This window comes from Pseudomonas sp. 24 E 13 (assembly GCF_900004715.1).
Classification (GTDB): Bacteria; Pseudomonadota; Gammaproteobacteria; order Pseudomonadales; family Pseudomonadaceae; genus Aquipseudomonas; species Aquipseudomonas orientalis_A.
Window position 1 is genome coordinate 3,261 of record NZ_CVTO01000147.1, and the last position, 23,474, is coordinate 26,734.

The window sequence follows — 23,474 nt, forward strand, 5'->3', positions numbered from 1 at the left end:
GAGTGGTGGGGCAAGAGCGTTTTGCTTACTTTTGCGCTTTTCAAAAGTGAGCCGCCGTCAGGGCGGAACCTTAAGTAGCCGTTACCGCAGAAACGGATATGTACTGGATCTGATCCAACATCCTGGTCGGTCCTGAGGCCGCCGTCGGGGGCAAGCCCCCTCCCACATTTGGACCTGGATCGACACCAACATCCTGGTCGGCCCGGAGGCCGCCATCGGGGGCTAGCTCCCTCGCCACATGCCGGTGTCATATCAAAGCTGTGTAGATACCTATGCCCCGATGAGGCCAGTGAAGTCACCCCAGATCAAACAGCCAGCAACCGCTCGCGCAACTTGCCAATCTCATCCCGGGTCTGCGCCGCGGCCTCAAACTCCAGATCGCGCGCCAACTGATACATCTTCTCTTCCAACTGCCGAATCCGCTTGGTGATTTCACTCGGCGAGCGCAGTTCGTTCTCGTACTTGGCGCTTTCCTCGGCAGCCTTGGCCATGCCCTTGCGCTTCTTGCTGCGCGAGCCGGGTACGGTGGCGCCTTCCATGATGTCGGCCACATCCTTGAACACGCCCTTGGGGGTAATGCCGTGTTCCAGGTTGAACGCAATCTGCTTCTCGCGACGACGCTCGGTCTCGCCGATCGCCCGCTCCATGGAACCGGTGATGCGGTCCGCATACAGGATCGCCCGGCCGTTGAGGTTGCGCGCCGCGCGGCCGATGGTCTGGATCAGCGAACGCTCGGAGCGCAGGAAGCCCTCCTTGTCCGCGTCCAGGATCGCCACCAGTGATACCTCGGGCATGTCCAGGCCTTCGCGCAGCAGGTTGATGCCCACCAGCACATCAAAGGTGCCCAGGCGCAGGTCCCGAATGATTTCCACCCGCTCCACCGTGTCGATGTCCGAGTGCAGGTAGCGTACGCGCACGCCGTGGTCGGCCAGGTAATCGGTCAAGTCTTCGGACATGCGCTTGGTCAGGGTGGTGACCAGCACGCGCTCTTCCAGGGCCACGCGCTTGTTGATCTCCGACAGCAGGTCATCGACCTGGGTCAGCGCCGGACGGATTTCGATTTGCGGGTCGACCAGGCCGGTCGGTCGCACGACCTGTTCAATTACCCGGCCGGCGTGTTCGGCCTCGTAGTTGCCAGGCGTTGCGGAGACAAAGATGGTCTGCGGGCTGATGGCTTCCCATTCGTCAAAACGCATCGGCCGGTTGTCCAGCGCCGATGGCAGACGGAAGCCGTATTCCACCAGGGTTTCCTTGCGTGAACGGTCGCCCTTATACATCGCGCCGACTTGCGGCACGCTGACGTGGGATTCGTCGATCACCAGCAAGGCATCCGGCGGCAGGTAATCATAGAGTGTCGGTGGCGGCGCACCGGACTCGCGGCCCGACAGGTAGCGCGAGTAGTTCTCGATGCCATTGCAGTAGCCCAGCTCCAGGATCATCTCCAGGTCGAAACGGGTGCGCTGCTCCAGGCGCTGGGCTTCCACCAGCTTGTTGTTGGAACGCAAATACTCCAGGCGCTCGGCCAATTCCACCTTGATGCCCTCGATCGCGCCCATCAGGGTTTCACGCGGGGTCACATAGTGGCTTTTTGGGTAGAAGGTGAAGCGCGGCAGTTTGCGAATCACCTCGCCGGTCAACGGGTCGAAGGCCGACAGGCTTTCGACTTCATCGTCGAACAGCTCGATGCGGATCGCCTCCAAGTCGGATTCGGCCGGGTAAATGTCGATCACATCGCCGCGCACGCGGAACGTCGCACGGGCAAAGTCCATGTCGTTGCGGGTGTACTGCAGGCTGGTCAGGCGCCGCAGCAGTTCGCGCTGGTCGAGCTTGTCGCCGCGATCAACGTGCAGCACCATTTTCAAATAGGTTTCCGGGCTGCCCAGGCCGTAGATGCACGAAACCGTGGTGACGATGATCGCGTCCTTGCGCTCCAGCAAGGCCTTGGTCGCCGACAGCCGCATCTGCTCGATATGGTCGTTGATCGACGCATCCTTCTCGATAAAGGTATCGGAGGACGGCACATAGGCTTCGGGCTGGTAGTAGTCGTAGTAGGAAACGAAATACTCCACCGCGTTGTTCGGGAAAAACGCCTTGAACTCGCCATACAGCTGCGCGGCCAGGGTTTTGTTCGGTGCCAGCACCAGGGTCGGGCGATTGATCTGCGCGATCACGTTGGCGATGCTGAACGTCTTGCCTGAACCGGTCACCCCAAGCAGCGTCTGATGCGCCAGGCCGGCCTCAATGCCTTCGACCATCTGGCGAATCGCTTCCGGTTGGTCGCCGGCGGGTTCAAAACGGGTGACGAGCTGGAAATCCGACATAACGTACCTCGTGTGGTCACCCCAGACTCAACACCGCCAGGGACGAAATAGCTCAGCAACCCACGAATAATCATCGCAGGTTGCAGGAAAAAACCATGATAGCCGTAGTAGTGGTGACGAAGGTGTCGGGTTTCAAGGCAAACGTCCTACCTGCCGTCCGGGATCAATCTGCAATAAGACTAACGGTGGGCAATTAAACCGAAAAACTTGGCCGAAAAGCCATTTCCGCTGTCGCCCTCAGCCGTGATGGCCTCTATACTAGCTCCCCGTTTGTGCACCGCTCTAGTGCAACCGGCTGGAGCGCGACACGTCCCTCCCTTCCCCCATAGAGCTGCCGCAAAAATGAGCCTGTTCTCCGCTGTCGAAATGGCACCACGCGATCCAATCCTGGGCCTCAACGAAGCATTCAACGCCGATACTCGAACCACCAAGGTCAACCTTGGCGTGGGCGTTTACTGCAACGAGGAGGGGAAGATTCCGCTCTTGCGTGCCGTTGCCGAAGCGGAAGCCATTCGCGTGGCGCAACATGCCGCCCGTGGCTACTTGCCGATTGACGGCATCGCGGCCTACGACAAGGCCGTGCAAACCCTGCTGTTCGGTGATAAGTCGCCGCTGCTCGAAGCCGGCCGTGTGGTAACCGTGCAGGCCGTGGGTGGCACCGGCGCGCTGAAGATCGGTGCCGACTTCCTCAAGCAGTTGCTGCCCGACGCCGTGGTGGCCATCAGCGACCCGAGCTGGGAAAACCACCGCGCGCTGTTCGAAACCGCCGGTTTCCCGGTACAGAACTACCGCTACTACGACGCCGCCACCCACGACGTCAACCGCAGCGGCCTGCTCGAAGACCTCAACGCCCTGCCGCCACAGTCCATCGTGGTGTTGCACGCCTGCTGCCACAACCCGACCGGTGTCGACCTGAGCCCGGCGGACTGGCAGAACGTACTGGACGTCATCAAGGCCAAGAACCTGGTGCCGTTTCTCGATATGGCCTACCAGGGCTTCGGCGACGGTATCCACGAAGACGCCGCCGCGGTGCGCCTGTTCGCGGAGTCGGGCCTGACCTTCTTTGTGTCCAGCTCGTTCTCCAAGTCGTTCTCCCTGTACGGCGAACGCGTGGGCGCCTTGTCCATCGTCGGCGACTCCAGGGAAGAAAGCGCGCGCATCCTGTCCCAGGTCAAGCGCGTGATCCGTACCAACTACTCCAACCCGCCCACCCACGGCGCGGCAATCGTTGCAGCGGTACTGAACAACCCTGAGCTGCGCGCCCAGTGGGAAACAGAACTGGGCGAAATGCGCCTGCGCATCCGCGGCATGCGCGAGCAGATGGTGGCGGAGCTGACCAAGGCCGCGCCAGGCCACGATTTCAGTTTTGTCGGGCGCCAGCGTGGGATGTTTTCCTACTCCGGCTTGAGCGTTGAGCAAGTCACCCGCCTGCGCAGCGAGTTTGGCATCTATGCACTGGATACCGGCCGCATCTGTGTGGCGGCGCTGAACCAGTCGAACATTGCTGCGGTCACACAGGCAATCGTTCAGGTGCTGTAAACCTGCAGGCGTTGAACGAGGGGGAAGCCAAGGGCTTCCCCCTTTTTGTTGGCGAACGCACTAGACTGCACACCGACTGTCCCTTTGCTGTGAGAGCCCTATGAGAAACGACGACCTGGATCTGCGTGCCGACCGCGACGAACTGCATGACTATGCTCCACGCGCGCCGCAAGCCAAGCGCCAGAAAAGCCTGGTGCTGCAAGTGGCGCTGGGGGTGTTCCTCGGTGGCCTGGCGTTGTGGCTGGTGCAACTGGGCGCCACGGCGATCATGGCCAAGCTGGCCATGGGCACCTTCCAATTCGGCGGCTGATCAAGAGCGAAACGTGGGAGGGGGCTTGCCCTGATGTTGTAGGAGCGAGCTTGCTCGCGAAAAACTCACAGCCACCGCGTTTATCCAGCAATTACGCGTTATCGTTGACGTTTTTCGCGAGCAAGCTCGCTCCTACGTTGGATTCAGGCTGCTGCAAGCCCGCGTTCCTCCAGCAGTTTTACGAAGCTGTTCAGGCTCTGCGACACCGTGCCCCGGCGCCAGATCAGCCAGGTATTCAACACACGGAAGTTTTCCGTCAACGGCCAGACGCTGACCGCCGCCGCCCCCGGCATGCTTTCCAGCATACTGCGCGGCATCAACGCCAGCCCTGCCCCGGCGCTGACGCAGGCCAGCATGCCGTGATAAGACTCAATCTCGAAGATTTTGCCCGGCACCGCACCGTCCTGTGAGAACCAACGCTCGAAGTGATGCCGATATGAGCAGTTGGAACGAAAGGTGTAGATGTTCTCGCCATTCACCTCCCGCCCCCGCGTGATCGGCGCATGATGCAGCGGCGCAATCACCACCATCTCCTCTTCAAACACCGCCACGCCCTCCAGCGTGGAGTGCAGCACCGGGCCATCGACAAAGGCCGCCGTCAAACGCCCGGACAGCACGCCTTCGATCATCGTGCCCGACGGTCCCGTGCTCAGGTCCAGCTCAACCTTGGTGTACTGCTGGTTATACGCCGCCAGCAACGCGGGAATACGCACCGCCGCGGTACTTTCCAGCGAGCCGAGGGCAAAGGCGCCCTGGGGTTCCTCCCCCGCCACCGTGGCGCGGGCCTCCTGTACCAGATCGAGAATACGCCGCGTATAGCCGAGGAAATTCCACCCGGCCGGTGACAGGCGCAGGCGGCTTTTCTCGCGGATAAACAGCTCCACGCCCAGGTCCTGCTCCAGTTGTTTGATCCGCGTGGTCAGGTTCGACGGCACCCGATGGATCAACTGCGCGGCGGCGCTGATGCTGCCTTGTTCGGCAACGGCCTTGAAGATTTCCAACTGCACCAGATCCAATTCATTCTCCAATCGTGAATGTATTGCTTAATATTATTCAGTTTTCGGAAAACGTCCAGCAGCGTACGCTGGCTTCCATTCCCATCACCCCTGCAGGACGGTGCCATGAACGCTATTTCCCATCAGACCCACGCGTTGTCGATCAACCCGGCCAATGGCGAGACCGTTGGCAGCTACGCGTATGAAAGCCCGTCGCAGCTGGATGCCGCGCTCACCCGTTCCACCGCTGCCTTCCGCACCTGGCGCCGCCAAACCGTGGGCCGCCGCGCGCAATTGCTATTGGCTCTGGCCGGCGCCCTGCGTGACCAGGCCGAAGCCATGGCGCAGATGATCACCCTGGAAATGGGCAAACCCATTGCCCAGGCCCGTGCCGAAATCGAGAAATGCGCCCAGCTCAGCGAGTGGTACGCGCAGCACGGCCCCGCCATGCTCGCGCCGGAGCCGACCCTGGTGGACAACGGCAGCGCGCGGATTGAATACCGCCCGCTGGGGCCGATCCTTGCCGTGATGCCCTGGAACTTCCCGGTATGGCAAGTACTGCGTGGCGCCGTGCCGACCCTGCTCGCCGGCAACACTTACGTGCTTAAACATGCGCCGAACGTGATGGGCAGCGCTTACCTGATGCAGCAGGCGTTCCAGAAGGCCGGCTTCGCTGAAGGCCTGTTCGAGGTCATCAACGTCACCACCGAAGGTGTGTCCAGCGCCATCGCCGACCCACGTATCGCCGCCGTCACCCTCACCGGCAGCGTGCGCGCCGGTATCGCCATCGGCTCCCAGGCCGGTGCGGCACTGAAAAAATGCGTGCTGGAACTGGGCGGCTCCGACCCGTTCATCGTGCTCAACGACGCCGACCTCGACGCCGCCGTACAGGCCGCGCTGATCGGTCGCTTCCAGAACAGCGGCCAAGTCTGCGCCGCCGCCAAGCGCTTGATCATCGAGGCCGGTGTGGTTGAAGCCTTTACCGCCAGGTTCCTTGAAGCCAGCCGCAACCTGGTGATGGGCGACCCGACCTCGCCTGCCACCTACATCGGCCCCATGGCGCGCTTCGATCTGCGCGATGAGCTGCACGGCCAGGTCCAGGCCACCCTCGACGAAGGCGCCACCCTGCTGCTGGGCGGCAACAAGGTGGCGGGCGCAGGCAACTACTACGAACCCACCGTATTGGCCGACGTCACCGACCAGATGACCTCGTTCAAACAGGAACTGTTCGGCCCCGTCGCGTCCATCATCACCGCCCGCGACTCCGACCATGCGGTGGCCCTGGCCAACGACAGCGAATTCGGCCTGACCGCGAGTATCTTCACCACCGACCCGGCGAAGGCGCGGGACATCGTCGACCAGTTGGAAACCGGTGGGATCTTCGTCAACGCTTACAGCGTTTCCGACCCGCGAGTAGCATTTGGTGGTGTGAAGAAAAGCGGATTCGGCCGTGAGCTGTCGCACTTCGGCGTACGCGAGTTCTGCAACGCGCAGACGGTGTGGCTCGACCGTCAATAAACAGCCCTGGCTTCAACACACATCAAAGGTGGGAGGGGGCTTGCCCCCGATGGCGGTGGATCAGCCAGACATCTGTCACTGACACACCGTTATCGGGGGCAAGCCCCCTCCCACATTTGGATCCAGACAACCTTGGGGGCCGTACCTATTCTAAGCAATCAGCGAATATGTCGCCGCACGCACTGCACCAACCCGTCCAGCGCCTGCGACTTCACCGGCGCCAATACGCACACGGTGTGTTCACGCTCGCCCTCGGTCACGGTGAGCGTGTAATGCACCTGCCCAGGATTGCCGGAGGGTTGAGTACTTTGCGGCAACTGGAAAAACTTCGACTGCTCGATCAGTTGCCGCAACTCCTGCTGATCCTGCTCGGGCAGTGCATCGAGCTCGACACTGCGAGGTTTGGCCAAGCCCGGAAAGAACGCCGGGCCGCCGTTTTCCTTGATCGAGATTCGCATGGCTGTTCCTCACCGCCCTGGCGGAGTGTCAGACGTTGATACCGACCGCTTTCCAACCTTCCTTCACGGCCTTCTGCTCATCCTTGTTCGCGCCATAAAGGCGCCCGGCGACATCGTAAGTGATACGTGCAAAACGCAGAAACCCCGAGTTCGGCCGCAACCGCGAATCACGCAGGGCGTCATACCAGATACGCCCGGCACGCTCCCAGGCGAACCCGCCAATACGCGTAGCAACCTGATAGAACGCATGGTTGGGAATGCCGGAATTAATGTGCACGCCACCATTGTCGTCATAGGTTTGCACAAAGTCATCCATATGCCCCGGCTGCGGGTCCTTGCCCAGCAATTTATCGTCAAACGCCGTGCCGGGGGCCTTCATCGAGCGCAGCGCGGTGCCTTTGATCTTTTTGGTAAACAGCCCCTTGCCGATCAGCCAATCGGCGTCCTCGGCCTTTTGCTTTAAAGCGTACTGCTTGATCAGCGATCCGAACACGTCCGACAGCGACTCGTTCAACGCACCCGACTGGTTGAAGTACATCAACTTGGCTTCATCCTCGGTCACCCCGTGCGCCAACTCGTGACCAATCACGTCCAGCGCCACGGTAAAGCGGTTGAACAACTGCTGGTCGCCATCACCAAAGACCATCTGGGTCGAGTTCCAGAAAGCATTGTTGTAGTCCTGGCCAAAGTGCACGGTGGCATCCAGCGCCATCCCGGCATCATCGATGGAATTGCGATTGAACACCTGGTCGAAAAAATCGAAGGTCGCGCCCAGGCCGTCGTAGGCCTCGTCCACCGCGGCATCACCGCTGGCGGGTTGCCCTTCGCCACGGATCAGCTTGCCGGGCAGGCTGTCGGTGTTGTCGGCGCTGTAGATCGAGCGCTGCTTCTCGGCGCCCGCCAGCAGCGCCATGCGGGCCGGGCCTTTGGCGGGCACGGCGACCATGCGCAACGAGCGGAACGTGCTGTCCTTGGCGCGCGTGCGCAGCGCAACCTCGCGCTGGGCTTTGTCACCGTGGCGCGCGATCTGGTCGAGCATGTACGGCGGGATCAGGCAGAAAATCGGATTTCGCGGGTGGCGAACACACATAAGCTGGCTCCTTTTTGGCGTGTGGTGAACGGCCGGTTAACGACTTCAGGATAGACGCGCGTCCGCCGCCTGGGACAAATTGTCATGAAATCATGTTGCAGTCGTGTTTATCCAAGGCCCATCAGGAAATCCCCCATGCCCGCACGTCACGTCAAAATCGACCTGTCTTACCGCCCAAGGCTTGCCGACCTTCGCCCTCTGATCGCGCCCGCCCCTTCCCTGCTGGAGGCCAGGGCCGCAACCCCGCGCGTCACCGCAGCCAAGGACCTGCAGAACCGGCGCGGTTACGCCGAGGATTTTCTCGGTAGCTTCGCAGTGCCCTGGCCCACGCTGGACACGGCCCTGGCAGGCGATGCCCAACCCGGACGCCTGGACTACACGCACTTTTCCATCAGCATGTCGCGCTCGCGACGCCTGGCGCTGTATGTCGGCGTCAACATCGACGGCGACAAGCACGTGGATATCGTGCGCAGCAACGACACCTGGGCCTACGATGGCCGCCTGCCCCTCGACGCCCAGGTGGGCGAAGACCTCTACGCCGGTAATGGCCTGGACCGTGGTCACCTGGTGCGGCGCCAGGACCCCAATTGGGGGGACGAGGCGAATACCGCCAACGTCGACACCTTCCACTTCACCAACTGCTCGCCGCAGATGAGCGGCTTCAACCAGAAGACCTGGCTGGAACTGGAGGACTACATCCTCGACAACACCCAGCGCTGGAAAGCTCGCGCCAGCGTTTTCAGCGGCCCGGTGTTCGCCGACGACGACCGCCTGTACCGTGGCGTGAAAATCCCCCAGGCGTTCTGGAAAGTGGTGGCCTACCTCAGCGACGACGGCAAACCCTCCGCCAGCGCCTACATGATCGACCAACGCAACGAACTGGGCCAACTGGACCTGGTGTTCGGTCCGCTCAAAACCTACCGGCGCAGCGTGTTGCAGATCGAACAACTGACCGGCATCCGCTTCGGCAACCTGGCCGACTACGACGGTTTCAGCAACGAGGAGCGCGCCACGGGGACGCGGATCGAAGCGCTGGTGCGGGGGCCGCAGGATATCCGACTCTGACCACGGCGCACCGGGGCCCCGCGTTATCGTTGACGACCTTCGCGAGCAAGCTCGCTCCTACAGGTCGTGATCGACTACCATAGCGCCGCCGGTTCCCGCACGGGACTAATAGGGAATTCGAAACGTCGTCCGCGACGTCAATCGAAACTGCCCCCGCAACTGTAGGTGCTGAGCCTGCTCCCCACTGCCACTGGACGTTGTCCGGGAAGGCCGGAGCCTGGCGACGACGCATCAGTCAGGAGACCTGCCGGCCAAGTGACTCACTAACCGGCGGGGTGTCCGGGAAGGCCATCCTTGTGCTGCCCGGCCGGCAGCGCGTGTGGGTGTATTTCCGAACCGTTCCTGCCTTGCTTCATCGACGGTTCAAACGGAGATTGCCCCATGCTGCCACGCGTTACGGCCCTGATCATCGGCCTGGGTGCCTGCACCCTGGCCCAAGCCGCACCGACCCACTACCCGCTGACCGTCGAGAACTGCGGCAGCTCGATCACCTTTGCGCAAGCCCCTGCACGCAGCGTGACCATCGGCCAGGCCGCCACGGAGATGCTGTATGCGCTGGGCGTGGGCGATAAAGTGGTCGGCACGTCGCTGTGGTTCAACGATGTACAGGCGCAGTACAAGGCGCAGAACGCCAGCATCGAGCGCCTGGCCAATAACGAGCCGAGCTTCGAGGCAGTCATCGCCAAGCGCCCGCAACTGGTGGCCGCCGAGCTGGAATGGGTGGTCGGCCCTCAAGGTGTGGTGGGCACCCGCGAACAGTTCCACGAACTGAATATCCCCACCTACCTGCTGCCCTCCGACTGCGAAGGCAAGGACAACCTGGTGGGCGCCGACGGCACGCGGCTGGAGCCGTTTCGCATCGAGACGATCTACAAGAGCCTCAGCCAACTGGCCGAGATCTTCGACGTGCAGGCGCGCGGCCAGCAACTGACCGATGACCTCAAGGCGCGCCTGGCCAAGTCGATCGCCACCGCGCAGGGCAAAGGCTTGAAACAGGCCAGCGCGCTGGTCTGGTTCTCCAGCGCCGAAATGGCCAGCGACCCGTACGTGGCCGGCCACAAAGGTGTTCCGCAATTCATGCTGCAAACCCTTGGCCTGCGCAACGTGGTGCAGTCCGACGAAGAATGGCCGGCCGTAGGCTGGGAAACCATTGCCAAGGCCAACCCCACCTTCCTGGTGATCGCGCGCATGGATCGCCGTCGCTACCCCGCCGACGACCATGAAAAGAAGCTGGCCTTCCTGCGCAGCGACCCGGTAACGCGCAACATGGACGCGGTAAAGCACAACCGCATCATCATCCTTGACGCCCTGGCGCTGCAGGCCAGCCTGCGCACTTTCGACGGCCTGGAACAACTGGCCGCCGCCATCGACAGCTACAACCTGCCGCAATGATACGCACCCTGCTCGCCCTTACGCTGCTGCTGATCGCCCTGCTTGCCGGCGTGGCCATCGGCGAAACCGCTATCTCGCCGCAGGTGGTACTCCAGGTGCTCGCCAACAAACTGTGGGCGGCCGGCTACGTGCTCGACCCCATCGATGAAGGCGTGGTGTGGAACTACCGCCTCACCCGTGCCCTGGTCGCCGGTGCCTGTGGCGCGGGCCTGGCAACCTGTGGGGTGATCCTGCAGTCGTTGCTGCGCAACCCGTTGGCCGACCCGTATCTGCTCGGCATCAGCGCCGGCGCCTCGACAGGTGCGGTGCTGATCGCGCTGATCGGGGTGGGCGGCGGGCTGATTTCGTTGTCGGCCGGCGCCTTTGTCGGCGCCATGGCCGCGTTTGCCCTGGTGATCCTGCTGGCGCGGGCCAGCGGCTCGTCCAGCGGCACCGGCCAGATCATCCTGGCCGGCATTGCCGGTTCGCAGTTGTTCAATGCGCTCACCGCGTTCCTGATTACCAAATCCGCCAGTTCCGAACAGGCCCGCGGCATCATGTTCTGGCTGTTGGGCAACCTCAGCGGCGTGCGCTGGCCATCGGTGTGGCTGGCGGTGCCGGTGGCGGTAGCGGGGCTGGCGGTATGCCTGTGGCACCGCCGTGCGTTGGATGCGTTTACCTTCGGCACCGACTCGGCGGCCTCGCTGGGCATCCCGGTGCGCCGCGTGCAGGTTGTGCTGGTGGGCTGCGCGGCGGTGGTCACGGCGGTGATGGTGTCGATTGTCGGCTCCATCGGGTTTGTCGGGCTGGTGATCCCCCATGCCGTGCGCTTGATGCTCGGCACCGGTCACTCGCGCCTGCTGCCGGCCAGCGCCCTGGGCGGCGCCTTGTTCCTGATCGCGGCGGACGTGCTGTCGCGTACCCTGATCAAGGGCCAGGTGATTCCGGTGGGCGTGGTCACGGCACTGGTCGGTGCGCCGGTGTTCGCGCTGATCCTGATCGGTCGGAGAAATGCACGATGACGGTACTGAGCTGCACCGGCCTGGGCTTCAAGGTGCGTGACGCCGAGTTGCTGTGCGATATTCATCTGCAGGTGCAGTCGGGGGAAACCCTCGGCATCGTCGGGCCGAACGGCTCGGGCAAATCCACCCTGCTCAAATTGCTCGCCGGCTTGCGCACCCCGGCCAGCGGTGAAGTACAGCTGGACGGCAAGCGCCTGGGTGAGTTGTCGCGCCGCGCCATCGCGCAGCAATTGGCGGTGGTGGAACAACAGGCCGACACCGACGACGCCATCCGCGTGTTCGACGCCGTGGCGCTGGGCCGCACGCCGTGGCTGTCGGCGTTGAGCCCATGGTCCGATGACGACGACCGCATCGTGCGCCAGGCCCTGCACGACGTGGACGCCACCCACCTGAGCCACCGCGCCTGGCGCAGCCTCTCGGGTGGCGAACGCCAGCGCGTGCACATCGCCCGAGCACTGGCACAACGGCCCCGGATTTTGTTGCTGGATGAACCGACCAATCACCTGGATATCCAGCATCAACTGACCATCCTCAAAGGTGTACAGGGTTTACCGGTCACTACCCTGATCGCCCTGCATGACCTGAACCAGGCGCTGACCTGTGATCGCCTGGCGGTGCTGGACCGTGGGCGCCTGGTGGCGCTGGGCACGCCACTGCAGGTGCTGACGCCGGAGCGGTTACATGAGACATTCGGGGTACAGGGGCATTACCTCACGGACCCCTTCGACGGCGCAAAAATCCTGCGCCTGCGCTGCAGCTGAACCCTGTGACGGCGGCACAGCTGGCGGTGATTCACATGTGGGAGGGGGCTTGCTCCCGATGAGGGCGAGTCAGCAAAAGCGTCAATAACTGACCCACCGCTATCGGGGGCAAGCCCCCTCCCACATTGGAACACCAGAGGCCATTGCATCGGTGTCGCCTGCACTACCGGATTGGCGGCCTCATTCCACCTTGATATGGGTGATTCCCACCACCTGCGCCTGCTCGAGGATTTCCTCCGGCGTCGCATCCGCAGCAGGCAGGATCAAGCCGTTTTCCGCATCACCAAAATGCAACTGCAGCAAATGCACCGCCGCTTCATGCACAGGCAACTCGGACTGTTTGAGCTCAAATGTATGAGTGCGCGGTTCGTCATTGAACCGGTAGTTCAAGGTGTAAGCAGGCATTGGGGAATCCTCAAAATGAGAAACAACTGATTAACCTGACTCAGCGATCAGTTTTTTAGTTCCCACACGATGCAGCTGCTGCGTTATCCATTTGCGACTGTACGCCAACACGCTGTCCGCCAGCGCCACCGGAAAATGAATGAAGCCATGGGCCGATTCCGGCAGCAGATGCGCTTCTACTCCGCTCCAGCGTTCGGCGATCAGCAGCGTGTCATCCTTGAGCGGGTCCAGCTCGCCCACAAACATCAACGCCGGCGGCAGGCCGCAGAAGTCGCCATACAAGGGTGACAGCGGCGGCTGTCGACGTGCTTCGTCGGTGATGTCCGGCGTGAGCAGGCGCAGCGCCGCAACCATGCCCGGCCCATCCAGCAGCAGCGTCTGCGGCCCGGCCGCGCGCACGCTTGGCGTGCCGGTCAAGTCGTAGACCCCGTAGTACAACACCGCGCCAGCGACGCGTTCGAGCAACGCCGGCCATTGCTTGAGCGCCAGCAACGTCGACGCCGCCAAATGCCCACCGGCCGACTCGCCGACGAAAAATACCGGCAGGCCGGCAAACTCCGTGCAGTCGGCCAACAGCCAGCGCGCAGCGGCCAGGCAGTCTTCGAGCAGCCCCTCGACCGGCGTGTCGACCGCCAGCCGGTAGTCCACCGACACCACCGCCACGCCGCAGGCGCGCACCATGCCCAGGTTGAGGTCGTCGTTCATCTGCGCATTGCCGATCACCCAACCGCCGCCGTGGATGTCCAGCACTACGCCTTTGGGCGCACCCTCGGGCCGCATGATGCGCACCGGCACGCCGCCGACCAGCCTGCGCTCCACCACCGGGGCCTTCTTGAAACGCTGACTGGTTTGCAGCAGCGCCTGGATCACACGGGGGGTGACGCGGTTGCGAATTTTAAAGCGCGGCATCCACGACAGCTTCTGATTGAAGCGACGCATCTGGGCCAGTTCGGCCTCGCTGGCGGGCCAGGATTGGTAAGCCATCAACGGTTATTCCGCAAAATCGAGAAGTTCAACGCCGCGGCCACACACAGCCAGGCGAGGTAAGGAAACAGGATCAAGCCGGTAATCAGGTCCAGGCGCACCGCCAGCACCACCATCGCCGCCACGGTCAGCCACAGCAGCACAATGATCACCATCCCGGCGAGCAAGCGGTGCGCGCCGAAGAACACCGGCGTCCACAGTGTATTCAACGCAATCTGAGCCGCCCACAGGGCCAACACCGTTTCACTGCCGGGGATCAGGCTCAAGCGGTAACCGGCCCAGGCCAGCAACAGGTAGATGAGGGTCCACGCCACCGGGAACAGCCAATTGGGCGGGGTAAAGCTGGGCTTGACCAGGGATTCGTACCAGGCGCCTGGTTTGAAAATGACACCGGTACTGGAGGCGGCGGCGCAAGCGAGCAGGAAGATGAAAAAGGTCATGGTCGGTCCTTGAGAGGCAATGGTGGAAAGCAACGCAGTCTTTTCCAGTGACTCGAACGGGCGCGCATAAATTCCCTATACGCGGCAAAAATGACAGGCAGGCCATCTGTTCAATATGCCGTGAAAAATCAGTCCGGCTCCACAATCCTGAGCCAGGGCCAGCGCGCCTGATAACTCCCGGCCTTGCGCAGAAACAGCTCAGGCTCGGCATGCACGGGGTTCATGCGCAGCACGCCGTGCTCCACATCCGCCAACCCATAAGGCGCATACACCTCACCCGTGGCAATGTCCAAAGCGATGCACGTGCCCGCCACCAGATACCGGTCCACCCCCTGCCTGGCCGAGTGCAATTGCGGGTATGGCCGGCCAAAGCGCTGCCCATACCAGAGGTGAACGCGCGCCTGGTTCTTGACCTCCACGTTGACGCCCAGGTCCTGGAACAACGCCTCGGCCCTTCGAATCACCGCATCCTCCGCCTCGTAGGACAGGTCTTCATCGAAGTAGAAAACGTCATAGTCCTTCACCCCCCCGTCCGCCGGCCGCTGCGCCTGATGATTCCACACCGCCTGGAACAGGCAGCCCGCCGTGAGCATGCACTGCGGCACGTCCAACGCCGGCAAGCGCGCGGTGATCTCGACGTTGATGGGGTTGGCCATGGCCAGTTCGAGGAAGGTGTTGACGGTCAATGTCATGGAAACTCCCAGGTAATCCGGCTCGAATTTGTTCGCCGAAAACGCCCTATCTGCGTTTACGCGCCAGGCCTTCCGCGTGAGTGTTATCGGGCCAGAAGCGCGCGCTGAAGTAAGATTACACCGATGAAAAGCGCTTTCGGTAATCACTTGGCCCCACGCCGAGACGCCGCATGAATGCCCTTCTGAACCCATCCGTATTGGCATAGCCGACGGTGTCGGCCAAGCGTTTGAGTGATACGTCCGAGCCTTCGATCAGCCGCCTGGCCGTATCGATCCGCGCCAGTTCGACAAATTCGGCCGGGGTCGAACCGGCTTCGGCCTTGAAGATACGGGCGAAGTTGCGCTCACTCATACCGGCGCGGGCGGCCAGGACGGGTACGCTCAAGTCGGTCTTCAAGTGCTCCACAACATAATTCTGCACGTCTGCGATCACGCTGCGTTCGGCGGTCTGCGCCGCCAGGTGCGCGCTGAACTGCGATTGCCCGCCAGGCCGCTTGAAGAACATCACCATTTCACGGGCAACGCTGAGCGCCAGTTCTCGGCCGTGGTCTTCTTCGACCAGCGCCAACGCCAGGTCCATGCCCGCTGTGACCCCGGCCGAGGTGTAGATGTTGCCATCCTTGATATAGATGCTGTCCGGGTCGACGCGGGTGTGCGGGTACTGCTCCGCCAGTTTTGCGCTGGAATTCCAGTGAGTGGTGACATGGCGGCCGTCGAGCAGGCCAGCGGCGGCCAGCAGAAAAGCGCCGCTGCAGACCGAGCCGATCCGACGTACGGATTTCGCCTGCCGGCGCAGCCAATCCTGCACCACAGGGTCATGCGCAATTTCGTCGATGTGGGGGCTGCCGGCCACGAGCAAGGTGTCGATCCTGCCTTTATGAGTTTTGAAGGTTTCGTCGATACCCAGCTTCAAACCACTTGAGCTTTTGATCATCCCCTTGTCGGCACCGATCACTTCGACCCGATAGGCACGTGGATTGCCCAGTTGCCTGGCTGCTTCGGCAAAAACGTCGGCAGGGCCGACGACGTCCAGCAGTTGCACGCGGGGGAATGCCAGGAGCGTTATGCGCATGATGTCTGTCCTCGTCGACTAATTGGCTGAATACGTCGCTATACAACTCTTTCAGCCAGCGGCTCATTTGGCTGAAAATAGCCTCAACAGCAAATTCAGTCAAACAGGAGACTGCCATGAACACTGCATCCCCCCCCAGCGCCGCTGCTGCTCAAGCGGTACACACCGGCACGACGTCCATCAAGAACCTGCCTGTCAATTTGTTTGGCTCGGTCATGGGCTTGGCCGGCCTGAGCCTGGCGTGGCGCTTGAGCGGGCAGTATTACGGCGTCGGCGGCGCGTTGGGTGAAGCGATTGGTGCCCTGGCCGGCTTGGTATTCGTGGTGTTGACCTTGGGTTACCTAACCAAATGGGCGAGACATCCTGGCGCGGTGAAAGCCGAGTTCAACCATCCGATCGCCAGTAACTTTTTTGGCACCGTCACCATTGCAATGTTGCTGCTGTCGGCAGTCGCCGCGCCCCACAATGAATGGCTCGGACAGGCGCTCTGGATACTGGGGAGCTTACTGACCGTGTTGCTCGCAGGCTTCGTGGTGTTGCGCCTGTTGTCGGGCAACCAGGACGCGTTGAATGCCGTACCTGCCTGGCTGATTCCAGGTGTTGCCACCCTCGATATCGCGGTCACCGGCGCGCACATGCCCATGGCCTGGGCGGCTGAGTTCAACCTGTTTGCCCTCGCCGTGGGTGCGGTGCTGGCGCTGGTTTTCTTCACCCGGATTTTTTCGCGACTGGTGCATGAAGCCCCTCTGGCCAAAGGCATGGTGCCTTCGCTGATGGTCCTGATTGCACCTTTTGAAGTAGGTTTCCTGGCGTACACCAATGTATTCGGCGAGATCGACCGGTTTGCCAGCGTGTTGTTCTACTTCGGCCTGTTCCTGTTCGTGGTGCTGAGCTTCAAAGTGTTCCATCGCGATGTGCCCTTTGCCCCTTCGTGGTGGGCAATCAGCTTTCCCATCGCAGCCCTGAGCAATGCGGCGCTGAAATATGCACATGCCCAGGAAAGCAGCGTGCTGACAGTCATCGCCGCAGCGATCCTGCTGTTCCTCACGGTGGTACTCACCGTACTGATGGTGAAAACCCTGATCAGCCTGTTCAGCGGCAAACTGCTTGCCAACTGACCGTTTACCTCCCTTTGGCGAGCCTTCATCGGCTCGCTTTTTTTTGCCCCACAGGTTTCATCGACTGACGCGACCGCCGGTATGGCGCACGCCAGCACCGTCCCTGCCCTGCGCAACCACGTGCAACCGGAGCCCCCTCATCATCATTTAGTCGCAGGAAGCAGCGGCTTGATGCGTTTGCCATTCTGAAAAACTCGATCTTTACCGTCATGCTTGGCTTTATACATATTGATGTCCGCACATTTGAGCACCGCTGACATGTCCGATGTCGCCGAGAACGGCGCGACCCCCGCGCTGCAGGTGTATTGATGCGGAGGCAATACGCTGCAACGGATGTTTGCCAGTAAGCGCAACGCATATTCATGGGCGACGGCGTCATTGTCCCCCAGCAACAAGACACCGAATTCCTCCCCGCCGAGCCGCCCGACACTGTGGCTGCCTGGAGTCGATTTCAGACAAGCGGCCATGGCGCATAAAATCTTGTCGCCCACATCGTGACCGTACTGGTCGTTTTTCTGTTTGAAACCGTCAATATCCAACATGATGAAATACCCGCTGCGACCTCCCGCCAATGCACTTTGGAAGGTCGCCATGAAGGCGCGTCGGTTGAGAATGGAAGTAAGAAAGTCGGTCTCCGCCAATGTTCTGAACTCGCTTTCCACCAACAGGACCGAACGCATGTTCCTTAAATAGGTAAAGCTGAGGGTAAAGCCGACAGACATGGACGCGATGCAGAAAATGGCGAGATACACTTCGAGTCCGTTATACAAACCGACGTCAAGCGTGGGCCACATGATGACCCACACCAGCAGCGCAGACAGGAAATAGTCTTGAACTGCAACAAACAGGATGGCGCTGCTCACCACGATGATTACAGCAAGCGGAAGTGTGAAGACGCGCAGCTCCGCATTGGCATCAATGACATGCGCAAAACCCAATGACAACAACACAATATAAAGAACGCCAAGCACTCTCCAGATCCAGAAGTGAGCGGTTATGCGATGAACATACCAGACCCCTAACAGCGACAGCGTGATAATAATGTTTGGCAGGTCCAGCGTCGTCATGGGATCTATCAGCAGAACCCCTATCCAGGCAATCAGCCCCACCCTTTCAATCATGTTCACAGCGGGTGATAGCAGTGTTCGCATTCTTGGTCTGATCTTGAAAATCGCCGGCATCCTGAAACTCCTTTGCCAAAATGACTTGGATGTAGTTTAAATGTCCGGGTAAGCGTTAATCCATGACGCAGACGATCCTCGACGGGTAACACCCTCCTTAATCAGAAAATGCATATAACACTGCGTCGGCTACGTAAACACTATTGCGCAGCACGTTGAGAACTTAATCCAGGTCGCTGGTGACCCTGCCAATGGCTTCCACGACTTGCCTGGCACCAAGCTGGATATCAGCCATTGCCACGCCTGCCTGCTCGGATAATTTCAGCAAAACGTCAGCCTGGTCTCTGCTGCACTGGACACGCACTGCGGCTTGAGCGGCCAATTCACGGTTTTGCCGTACCACGCCCGTAATTTCCTGCGTGGCTAAACTGGTGCGGCCGGCGAGTTTGCGCACTTCATCCGCCACCACCGCAAAACCTCGTCCGTGTACTCCAGCGCGTGCCGCTTCGATGGCAGCGTTAAGCGCCAACAAGTTGGTCTGGGTGGCAATGGCGCCGATGGTATCAACGATGGAGCCGATCAACTGCGACTGGGATTCAAGCGCGGTCATGCTGTCGTTGACTGAGGCCATCTGTTGCGCAATAGTTTGGGCACCATGTACGGAGTCCGCGACCAGTTCCATACCTTTGTTAGCTTTTACATCGGTAGCCAACGACACGTCATAAGCCATTGTAGCGGCGCGCTTGACCCCATCGGCTTTCTCCACTTGCGCGGTCACCACGCTGGCGAATTTGGCTATCTTATAAACCCGGCCGGCAGCGTCCTTGATGGGATTGTAAGTGGCTTCCAACCACACCACGTTTCCGCTTTTATCCACCCGGCGAAAGCGCCCGGCGTGAAACACGCCTTTGTTTAAAGTCTTCCAGAACTCGGAGTAATCCGCCGAAGCCACGTCCTCCGCCAGGCAGAAAATACGGTGATGCCTGCCCTCTATCTCGGCAAGGCTATAACCCATGGCCTGAACGAAAGACTCGTTGGCATAAATGACTTCACCCGCAAGGTTGAATTGAATCATCGCCATCGAACGGTTCAGCGCGCTGAACATTTCGATAGCCTCCCGTTCGTCTTGGGCAGGAGGGGGCGCAACGACGCCGTAGCCCTGAAATGTGCGGTTTGCTGCCGTAATCCAACCGATGTCGAGCGTCACAGCACGGCCGTCGGCGGCACGATAGCGTTGCCGTTCGATGGCGCACAGGTTCGGGGCGAAATCGTTGTGCGGCTCATCCGTGATATTACTCACTGTCATATTCGACAGTTTTTCCAGCGAATACCCCAGCGTCGCCGCAAACCGCTGATTGGCCGAGATAATTCGCCCAGCCCCATCAACACGTATGGAGAGAAAGACCGATTCGATGCTGGCGAGCGTACCCAGCGACGTCGTCAGTTCCTCCTGGCAGTCAAAGAGAGCATTCTTGATTCGACGATTGAACACACTGACCTCCGGTATGAGCGAGTGTAAAAAAGGACAATGCTGGTGGTTAACACTGTTTTCGAGAGGACGACCGAATAAAACAAGGCGCTTATATCGGGCTCACGCCCTCAATAAACTGCAAGTATCCACAGAGCTATTCTTAACCGGGTCCTCAGCCACACCCAGCTCCATACTCACCCGCGTGATTGCGAAACATATCGACATGGCCCGCCTCATTAACTCAACAAACGCCGGACTCAATACAATCAGACGTTTATCGCATTTGAAGTAGCCCTGTAACTCGCCCTCTTTGATCATGCGTTGCATGTGCGTTTTTGACACGCCAAGACATTGCGAGAGCTCCACATAGGACGACACTTTGTAACCGGTTTCCAGCGACCCGTTGCGCAAGGCATCCGTGTACAGCGCGAGCATTGGCAAATGACCGCCATCGCGATTAAGAATCCATTTTGCCTCAGGTAAAAGTTTATCAAGCAGGAAATCCGACTCCAGTATTCTGGTAAACCCCCGGGCATAGATTCGTAATAAATCCACGGACGTTGCCAAGCTCGGGAACCAACTGTCGTAAGGAATAATCATCTGCGATGGCAATAAATATGACTTGATGATCGGCGTGGCATCGCGCAATGTTTTATCCGTGGGATGAAAACAACGCAGTCGTCCATCTTGAACGTGGAGCTGAACGTTCATATAGCCGCTGACCACTAGAAAGGAGAAATAGGCATCCAGACTGTTGCGAGACATATAGCCGCGTTTCTGGCAAAAAGCTTTAACTTCGGACAAGGGAACTTGTTCATCTTTGTAGCCAAAGCCGATTAAAGACAGCGCGACCATGAACCTGTCATATTTCAACAGGTTTTTATAGAAAAAAGGTTTGCCCCGATAGCTTTCCATTATCAAATCGAAATGAAGGAGCATCGCTTCATCTATATTGCCTCGGGTCATTTCGGTACTGGTCTCTTCCAAATACTCAAGCAGATCAGCTGTCTTCATCGACGTCAAACAACCCTCTCTATATAGAAACAATTTTTACTGCTCACAATGCCGGTAGTATATGCATATTCCAACGGCTGGCTGATTCACCCCAAAAATGTTTTACGGCCTTGCCTCGCCTCAAGCGCGTTCGATTGAAGGCGCGTCTGATCGACAAAGCAGAGTCGGACAAGGCCGGGCCTGCCCCACGCAACCATGCACAACCGGAGCCCCGATGCCGCTGACCAAACGCGACTGCGCCCGCCTCGAACGGCAACTGATCGCCGCCCTCACCGAGGCCTGCGAAACCGCCAAAGCCGAAATCCCGGGCTTCGACTGGCTGACCCACACCGTCGACTACAGCGCCTTCCCCCAAAGCCTGCGCGTAACCTGGGTATTCGACACCCGCGCCAACAAGGCACTCGCCCTCAGCGGCGGTGCCGACAGACGCATGCGCGAACTGACCGCCACAGCGCTGCACGAAGCTGGCATCCCACCCTTGCCGATGGAGCGCTGCGTGCACGTTGATTGCGAAGAAGACTGTCGCCTGCAACACGCGGGCGACTGGCGTGCGCGGCTGGCGCGTCGCTAACCTGACCTGATGCCGAAGCCCGCAGGAAAAATCCCCACCCCCTGCGACGCCTTGCTCCATTGCCTACGCATGGGTCAGAATTCGCCGGCTTGTGCGCTGGGATGGCTGTGATTAAGGTGGCTCGGTCGCTGAATGTCTCGGCGATCGGGTTTAGTAGCCCACGGTTTAACCTAACAAGTGCACACGCTCTATCCACCAGACGTCCCGTCTGTGCTTGATGATGGCTGTGCGTAGGGCGCCCCAGGGCGCGCCGGTTTTGTTAGGTTCCACCGGTCTACTAACCTGCGTACAGCTACCGCCTTATTGTTTAGTAGCACTGCCCGATTGCTCGACCGCGAAATGCCGTGTACAGGCTGATTTTCAGGCATCCAACTCGAAAGACACTTTACTCGCCGAGTGGTTGTACGCACGTACGACGACGCGGCGATTTGCTTTTGATGGCTGCGTCGAATGACACAAAGTGCGGCAGCTTTCGGCCCAGAGTGTGTAAAAACGCTCAAGGCCTCGTCGTCTTGGATCATTGACGTTCGTGGCTGAACGAGCGCATGGCAAATACTGCGTATTGCATCAGCCGCGACCTGGAACACGTCAACTCTGTTTATAGCCTCTGGGATGGGCCAAAATCAGCTTTTTTATGCCGATAGCGCCTTCATCAAACCGTGAGCACCGATGAGTTTCATGACTCGTTTCATGTTGTAGGCGAGCACATTTAAACTCATCTCCGCGCCCACCCCGGCCAGCTTTCGCGTCAGGAAGTGCGTCGCACCCATCCATTGTTTGAGCGTCCCGAAGGGATGCTCAACCGTCCGCTTTCGGACTCGCATCATCTCCGGCGCTTTGCTCAGCCGAAGCTGCATCTCCTCCAATACGGCTTCATGCTCCCAGCGTCGAACCCGTCGTTCCGTGCTCGGAGTGCATTGCGACTTCAACGCGCAGCCCTGGCATTTCGAACTCCAGTAACGGTGCAACGTCAGGCCTTTTTCAACGTTGGTATAGCGCCAGATCAGCGCCTCTCCAGCCGGGCAAATGTATTCGTTTTTTGCCGCGTCATAGAGGAAGGCATCGTTATTGAAACGCCCGTCTGCCTTGGCTCCAGAGGTCATCGGCTTGGGCACATAGGCGGTGATGCCGGCAGCGTGACAAGCCAGGATTTGTTCGCTTTTGAAGTAACCTCGATCAGCCACTACCGACAACGTTTCTGACGCCATAGCCTCGCGGGCCTGCTTGGCCATTGAGCTGAGTTGATCGCGGTCGGAACCGACGTTGGTCACCTCATGTGCAACGATCAAATGGTGCTGAGTATCGACCGCTGTCTGCACGTTGTAGCCGACGATTCCCGTGCCACGCGTCTTCATGGAGCGGGCGTCTGGATCGGTCAGTGAGACCTGTTTATCCGGCGATTCATTGAGATGGATTTCGATCGCGTGAAGCTCCTTCATTTGAGTTTTGAGCTTGGCGATTTTCTCTTCCAGCCGCACGGCGCTAGGCTCGGAAGCTGTGGGTTCTTGCCGATCGGCAGCATCGAGTGCAGCCAGGTAACGCTTGATGCTCGATTCAATTTCTTCCATTCGCCGCTTCAATTTGGCGCTGGTGAAATTGCGGTCGCGGTTGTTGACTGCTTTGAATTTACTGCCATCGATGGCGACCAGATTTTCTCCGAACAGTCCCAACTGCTGACACAGCACAACGAACTGGCGACAGACGCCTTGAATGGCCTTGCTGTTGTCTTTTCGGAAGTTGGCGATGGTCTTGAAATCCGGCATCAAACGCCCGGTCAGCCACATCAGCTCGACGTTGCGTTGGGCTTCTCGCTCCAAACGTCGGCTCGACTGGATGCGGTTGAGATAACCGTAGATATAGATCTTCAGCAGGATCGCGGGGTGGTAAGCCGGCCGGCCTGTGTCAGCAGGAATAGCACCCTCAAAACCCAGACTGACCAGGTCGAGTTCGTCGACAAAGACGTCGACTACCCGCACCGGATTGGTATCGCTGACGTAGTCGTCGAGGCTCTCGGGAAGTAAGGTGCCTTGGCCTCGATGTTCACCTTGGATAAAGCGCTTCATGGGCGATCCCTGCGATGAAATCCTCAGAAATCATAGCAAGAGTTCGCGAAGGCGTTTTTACACACTCTGGGCC

Annotated in this window: 22 protein-coding genes, 1 pseudogene and 1 riboswitch; of the genes and pseudogenes, 9 read left to right on the forward strand and 14 right to left on the reverse strand. The window is 60.0% G+C overall.

What is annotated here, in order from left to right; genetic code table 11:
* Positions 1-305 precede the first annotated feature (305 nt).
* Positions 306-2,321, reverse strand: a complete 2,016-nt coding sequence (gene uvrB, locus BFP90_RS20820; RefSeq protein ID WP_065894094.1) for an excinuclease ABC subunit UvrB — start codon at positions 2,319-2,321, stop codon at positions 306-308.
* A 342-nt stretch (positions 2,322-2,663) separates the two neighbouring features.
* Between uvrB and BFP90_RS20825 the strand changes: the two genes are divergently transcribed.
* On the forward strand, positions 2,664-3,860 hold the full coding sequence (locus tag BFP90_RS20825; RefSeq protein ID WP_065894093.1) for an amino acid aminotransferase: 1,197 nt from the start codon (positions 2,664-2,666) through the stop codon (positions 3,858-3,860).
* A gap of 100 nt (positions 3,861-3,960) precedes the next feature.
* On the forward strand, positions 3,961-4,170 hold the full coding sequence (locus BFP90_RS20830) for a hypothetical protein (RefSeq protein ID WP_043047518.1): 210 nt from the start codon (positions 3,961-3,963) through the stop codon (positions 4,168-4,170).
* Positions 4,171-4,313: 143 nt separating this feature from the next.
* Here the strand turns inward: BFP90_RS20830 and BFP90_RS20835 are convergent, their stop codons facing one another.
* Positions 4,314-5,186: a putrescine utilization regulator PtrR gene (locus tag BFP90_RS20835; RefSeq protein WP_065894092.1), complete on the reverse strand. Its 873-nt coding sequence runs from the start codon at positions 5,184-5,186 to the stop codon at positions 4,314-4,316.
* Positions 5,187-5,291: 105 nt separating this feature from the next.
* On the opposite strand from BFP90_RS20835, the gene BFP90_RS20840 reads away from it, so the two are divergent.
* Complete coding sequence (locus BFP90_RS20840) at positions 5,292-6,683, forward strand: aldehyde dehydrogenase family protein (RefSeq protein WP_065897877.1); 1,392 nt, start codon at positions 5,292-5,294, stop codon at positions 6,681-6,683.
* 158 nt (positions 6,684-6,841) lie between these two features.
* On the opposite strand, the gene BFP90_RS20845 is transcribed toward BFP90_RS20840, so the two are convergent.
* Together BFP90_RS20845 and BFP90_RS20850 are read right to left on the reverse strand one after the other, a co-directional pair.
* The gene (locus BFP90_RS20845) at positions 6,842-7,141 is read right to left on the reverse strand and encodes a protealysin inhibitor emfourin (protein WP_065884129.1); all 300 of its coding nucleotides are present in this window, start codon (positions 7,139-7,141) and stop codon (positions 6,842-6,844) included.
* Positions 7,142-7,169: 28 nt separating this feature from the next.
* A complete protein-coding gene (locus BFP90_RS20850) occupies positions 7,170-8,231 on the reverse strand; it encodes a M4 family metallopeptidase (RefSeq protein ID WP_065897878.1) in 1,062 nt (353 codons plus the stop codon).
* A 135-nt stretch (positions 8,232-8,366) separates the two neighbouring features.
* On the opposite strand from BFP90_RS20850, the gene BFP90_RS20855 reads away from it, so the two are divergent.
* The 4 genes from BFP90_RS20855 (at position 8,367) to BFP90_RS20870 (ending at position 12,450) form a co-directional block, all read left to right on the forward strand.
* Entirely contained in the window at positions 8,367-9,296 is a 930-nt protein-coding gene (locus tag BFP90_RS20855) for a DNA/RNA non-specific endonuclease (protein WP_065897879.1), read from the forward strand.
* Between the two features lie 72 nt (positions 9,297-9,368).
* Positions 9,369-9,563: riboswitch (cobalamin riboswitch) on the forward strand.
* 114 nt (positions 9,564-9,677) lie between these two features.
* Positions 9,678-10,688, forward strand: a complete 1,011-nt coding sequence (locus BFP90_RS20860; RefSeq protein WP_065894089.1) for an ABC transporter substrate-binding protein — start codon at positions 9,678-9,680, stop codon at positions 10,686-10,688.
* Positions 10,685-11,689 (forward strand): FecCD family ABC transporter permease, encoded by a 1,005-nt coding sequence (locus BFP90_RS20865; RefSeq protein WP_065894088.1) that lies wholly within the window; start codon positions 10,685-10,687, stop codon positions 11,687-11,689. The genes BFP90_RS20860 and BFP90_RS20865 overlap by 4 nt, the downstream gene beginning before the upstream one ends.
* Positions 11,686-12,450 carry an ABC transporter ATP-binding protein gene (locus tag BFP90_RS20870; protein ID WP_065897880.1) on the forward strand — a complete coding sequence of 255 codons (765 nt, stop codon included), beginning with the start codon at positions 11,686-11,688 and terminating at the stop codon, positions 12,448-12,450. The genes BFP90_RS20865 and BFP90_RS20870 overlap by 4 nt, the downstream gene beginning before the upstream one ends.
* A 180-nt stretch (positions 12,451-12,630) precedes the next feature.
* Here BFP90_RS20870 and BFP90_RS20875 read toward each other — a convergent pair whose 3' ends face one another.
* The 5 genes from BFP90_RS20875 to BFP90_RS20895 all read right to left on the reverse strand — a co-directional run bounded on the left by BFP90_RS20875 (position 12,631) and on the right by BFP90_RS20895 (position 16,043).
* Positions 12,631-12,855: a hypothetical protein gene (locus tag BFP90_RS20875; protein WP_065897881.1), complete on the reverse strand. Its 225-nt coding sequence runs from the start codon at positions 12,853-12,855 to the stop codon at positions 12,631-12,633.
* 30 nt (positions 12,856-12,885) lie between these two features.
* A complete protein-coding gene (locus tag BFP90_RS20880) occupies positions 12,886-13,839 on the reverse strand; it encodes an alpha/beta hydrolase (RefSeq protein WP_065897882.1) in 954 nt (317 codons plus the stop codon).
* On the reverse strand, positions 13,839-14,279 hold the full coding sequence (locus BFP90_RS20885) for a tryptophan-rich sensory protein TspO (RefSeq protein ID WP_065897883.1): 441 nt from the start codon (positions 14,277-14,279) through the stop codon (positions 13,839-13,841). The genes BFP90_RS20880 and BFP90_RS20885 overlap by 1 nt, the downstream gene beginning before the upstream one ends.
* Before the next feature lie 128 nt (positions 14,280-14,407).
* Positions 14,408-14,971, reverse strand: a complete 564-nt coding sequence (locus tag BFP90_RS20890; RefSeq protein WP_065897884.1) for a nucleotidyltransferase family protein — start codon at positions 14,969-14,971, stop codon at positions 14,408-14,410.
* 115 nt (positions 14,972-15,086) lie between these two features.
* Positions 15,087-16,043 (reverse strand): GlxA family transcriptional regulator, encoded by a 957-nt coding sequence (locus BFP90_RS20895; RefSeq protein WP_065894082.1) that lies wholly within the window; start codon positions 16,041-16,043, stop codon positions 15,087-15,089.
* Positions 16,044-16,159: 116 nt separating this feature from the next.
* On the opposite strand from BFP90_RS20895, the gene BFP90_RS20900 reads away from it, so the two are divergent.
* Positions 16,160-17,161, forward strand: coding sequence for an SLAC1 anion channel family protein (locus tag BFP90_RS20900; protein WP_065897885.1), 1,002 nt, complete (start codon positions 16,160-16,162; stop codon positions 17,159-17,161).
* Between the two features lie 143 nt (positions 17,162-17,304).
* On the opposite strand, the gene BFP90_RS20905 is transcribed toward BFP90_RS20900, so the two are convergent.
* The 4 genes and pseudogenes from BFP90_RS20905 to BFP90_RS20915 form a co-directional block, all read right to left on the reverse strand.
* Positions 17,305-18,342 (reverse strand): GGDEF domain-containing protein, encoded by a 1,038-nt coding sequence (locus BFP90_RS20905; protein WP_065897886.1) that lies wholly within the window; start codon positions 18,340-18,342, stop codon positions 17,305-17,307.
* A 163-nt stretch (positions 18,343-18,505) separates the two neighbouring features.
* Positions 18,506-19,012 carry a methyl-accepting chemotaxis protein gene (locus tag BFP90_RS29670; RefSeq protein WP_370671702.1) on the reverse strand — a complete coding sequence of 169 codons (507 nt, stop codon included), beginning with the start codon at positions 19,010-19,012 and terminating at the stop codon, positions 18,506-18,508.
* A 45-nt stretch (positions 19,013-19,057) separates the two neighbouring features.
* Positions 19,058-19,774 (reverse strand): annotated as a pseudogene (locus tag BFP90_RS29675) (PAS domain S-box protein); the annotation flags it as partial.
* Between the two features lie 99 nt (positions 19,775-19,873).
* Positions 19,874-20,767: a helix-turn-helix domain-containing protein gene (locus BFP90_RS20915; protein WP_065897888.1), complete on the reverse strand. Its 894-nt coding sequence runs from the start codon at positions 20,765-20,767 to the stop codon at positions 19,874-19,876.
* Between the two features lie 214 nt (positions 20,768-20,981).
* Here BFP90_RS20915 and BFP90_RS20920 point away from each other — a divergent pair, with 214 nt between their 5' ends.
* Positions 20,982-21,338 (forward strand): hypothetical protein, encoded by a 357-nt coding sequence (locus tag BFP90_RS20920; RefSeq protein ID WP_065894078.1) that lies wholly within the window; start codon positions 20,982-20,984, stop codon positions 21,336-21,338.
* Positions 21,339-21,970: 632 nt separating this feature from the next.
* On the opposite strand, the gene BFP90_RS20925 is transcribed toward BFP90_RS20920, so the two are convergent.
* Entirely contained in the window at positions 21,971-23,401 is a 1,431-nt protein-coding gene (locus BFP90_RS20925) for an IS1182 family transposase (protein ID WP_065895849.1), read from the reverse strand.
* Positions 23,402-23,474: the final 73 nt, after the last annotated feature.

What these genes read in the sequence shown, in the direction of transcription:
- uvrB (WP_065894094.1), bottom strand. Translation starts at nt 2,321, where the DNA reads ATGTCGGATTTCCAGCTCGTCACCCGTTTTGAACCCGCCGGCGACCAA.
- BFP90_RS20875 (WP_065897881.1), bottom strand. Translation starts at nt 12,855, where the DNA reads ATGCCTGCTTACACCTTGAACTACCGGTTCAATGACGAACCGCGCACT.
- BFP90_RS20825 (WP_065894093.1), top strand. Translation starts at nt 2,664, where the DNA reads ATGAGCCTGTTCTCCGCTGTCGAAATGGCACCACGCGATCCAATCCTG.
- BFP90_RS20925 (WP_065895849.1), bottom strand. Translation starts at nt 23,401, where the DNA reads ATGAAGCGCTTTATCCAAGGTGAACATCGAGGCCAAGGCACCTTACTT.
- BFP90_RS20885 (WP_065897883.1), bottom strand. Translation starts at nt 14,279, where the DNA reads ATGACCTTTTTCATCTTCCTGCTCGCTTGCGCCGCCGCCTCCAGTACC.
- BFP90_RS29670 (WP_370671702.1), bottom strand. Translation starts at nt 19,012, where the DNA reads ATGGCTTATGACGTGTCGTTGGCTACCGATGTAAAAGCTAACAAAGGT.
- BFP90_RS20895 (WP_065894082.1), bottom strand. Translation starts at nt 16,043, where the DNA reads ATGCGCATAACGCTCCTGGCATTCCCCCGCGTGCAACTGCTGGACGTC.
- BFP90_RS20865 (WP_065894088.1), top strand. Translation starts at nt 10,685, where the DNA reads ATGATACGCACCCTGCTCGCCCTTACGCTGCTGCTGATCGCCCTGCTT.
- BFP90_RS20905 (WP_065897886.1), bottom strand. Translation starts at nt 18,342, where the DNA reads ATGCCGGCGATTTTCAAGATCAGACCAAGAATGCGAACACTGCTATCA.
- BFP90_RS20915 (WP_065897888.1), bottom strand. Translation starts at nt 20,767, where the DNA reads ATGAAGACAGCTGATCTGCTTGAGTATTTGGAAGAGACCAGTACCGAA.
- BFP90_RS20890 (WP_065897884.1), bottom strand. Translation starts at nt 14,971, where the DNA reads ATGACATTGACCGTCAACACCTTCCTCGAACTGGCCATGGCCAACCCC.
- BFP90_RS20860 (WP_065894089.1), top strand. Translation starts at nt 9,678, where the DNA reads ATGCTGCCACGCGTTACGGCCCTGATCATCGGCCTGGGTGCCTGCACC.
- BFP90_RS20855 (WP_065897879.1), top strand. Translation starts at nt 8,367, where the DNA reads ATGCCCGCACGTCACGTCAAAATCGACCTGTCTTACCGCCCAAGGCTT.
- BFP90_RS20845 (WP_065884129.1), bottom strand. Translation starts at nt 7,141, where the DNA reads ATGCGAATCTCGATCAAGGAAAACGGCGGCCCGGCGTTCTTTCCGGGC.
- BFP90_RS20900 (WP_065897885.1), top strand. Translation starts at nt 16,160, where the DNA reads ATGAACACTGCATCCCCCCCCAGCGCCGCTGCTGCTCAAGCGGTACAC.
- BFP90_RS20840 (WP_065897877.1), top strand. Translation starts at nt 5,292, where the DNA reads ATGAACGCTATTTCCCATCAGACCCACGCGTTGTCGATCAACCCGGCC.
- BFP90_RS20870 (WP_065897880.1), top strand. Translation starts at nt 11,686, where the DNA reads ATGACGGTACTGAGCTGCACCGGCCTGGGCTTCAAGGTGCGTGACGCC.
- BFP90_RS20850 (WP_065897878.1), bottom strand. Translation starts at nt 8,231, where the DNA reads ATGTGTGTTCGCCACCCGCGAAATCCGATTTTCTGCCTGATCCCGCCG.
- BFP90_RS20920 (WP_065894078.1), top strand. Translation starts at nt 20,982, where the DNA reads ATGCCGCTGACCAAACGCGACTGCGCCCGCCTCGAACGGCAACTGATC.
- BFP90_RS20830 (WP_043047518.1), top strand. Translation starts at nt 3,961, where the DNA reads ATGAGAAACGACGACCTGGATCTGCGTGCCGACCGCGACGAACTGCAT.
- BFP90_RS20880 (WP_065897882.1), bottom strand. Translation starts at nt 13,839, where the DNA reads ATGGCTTACCAATCCTGGCCCGCCAGCGAGGCCGAACTGGCCCAGATG.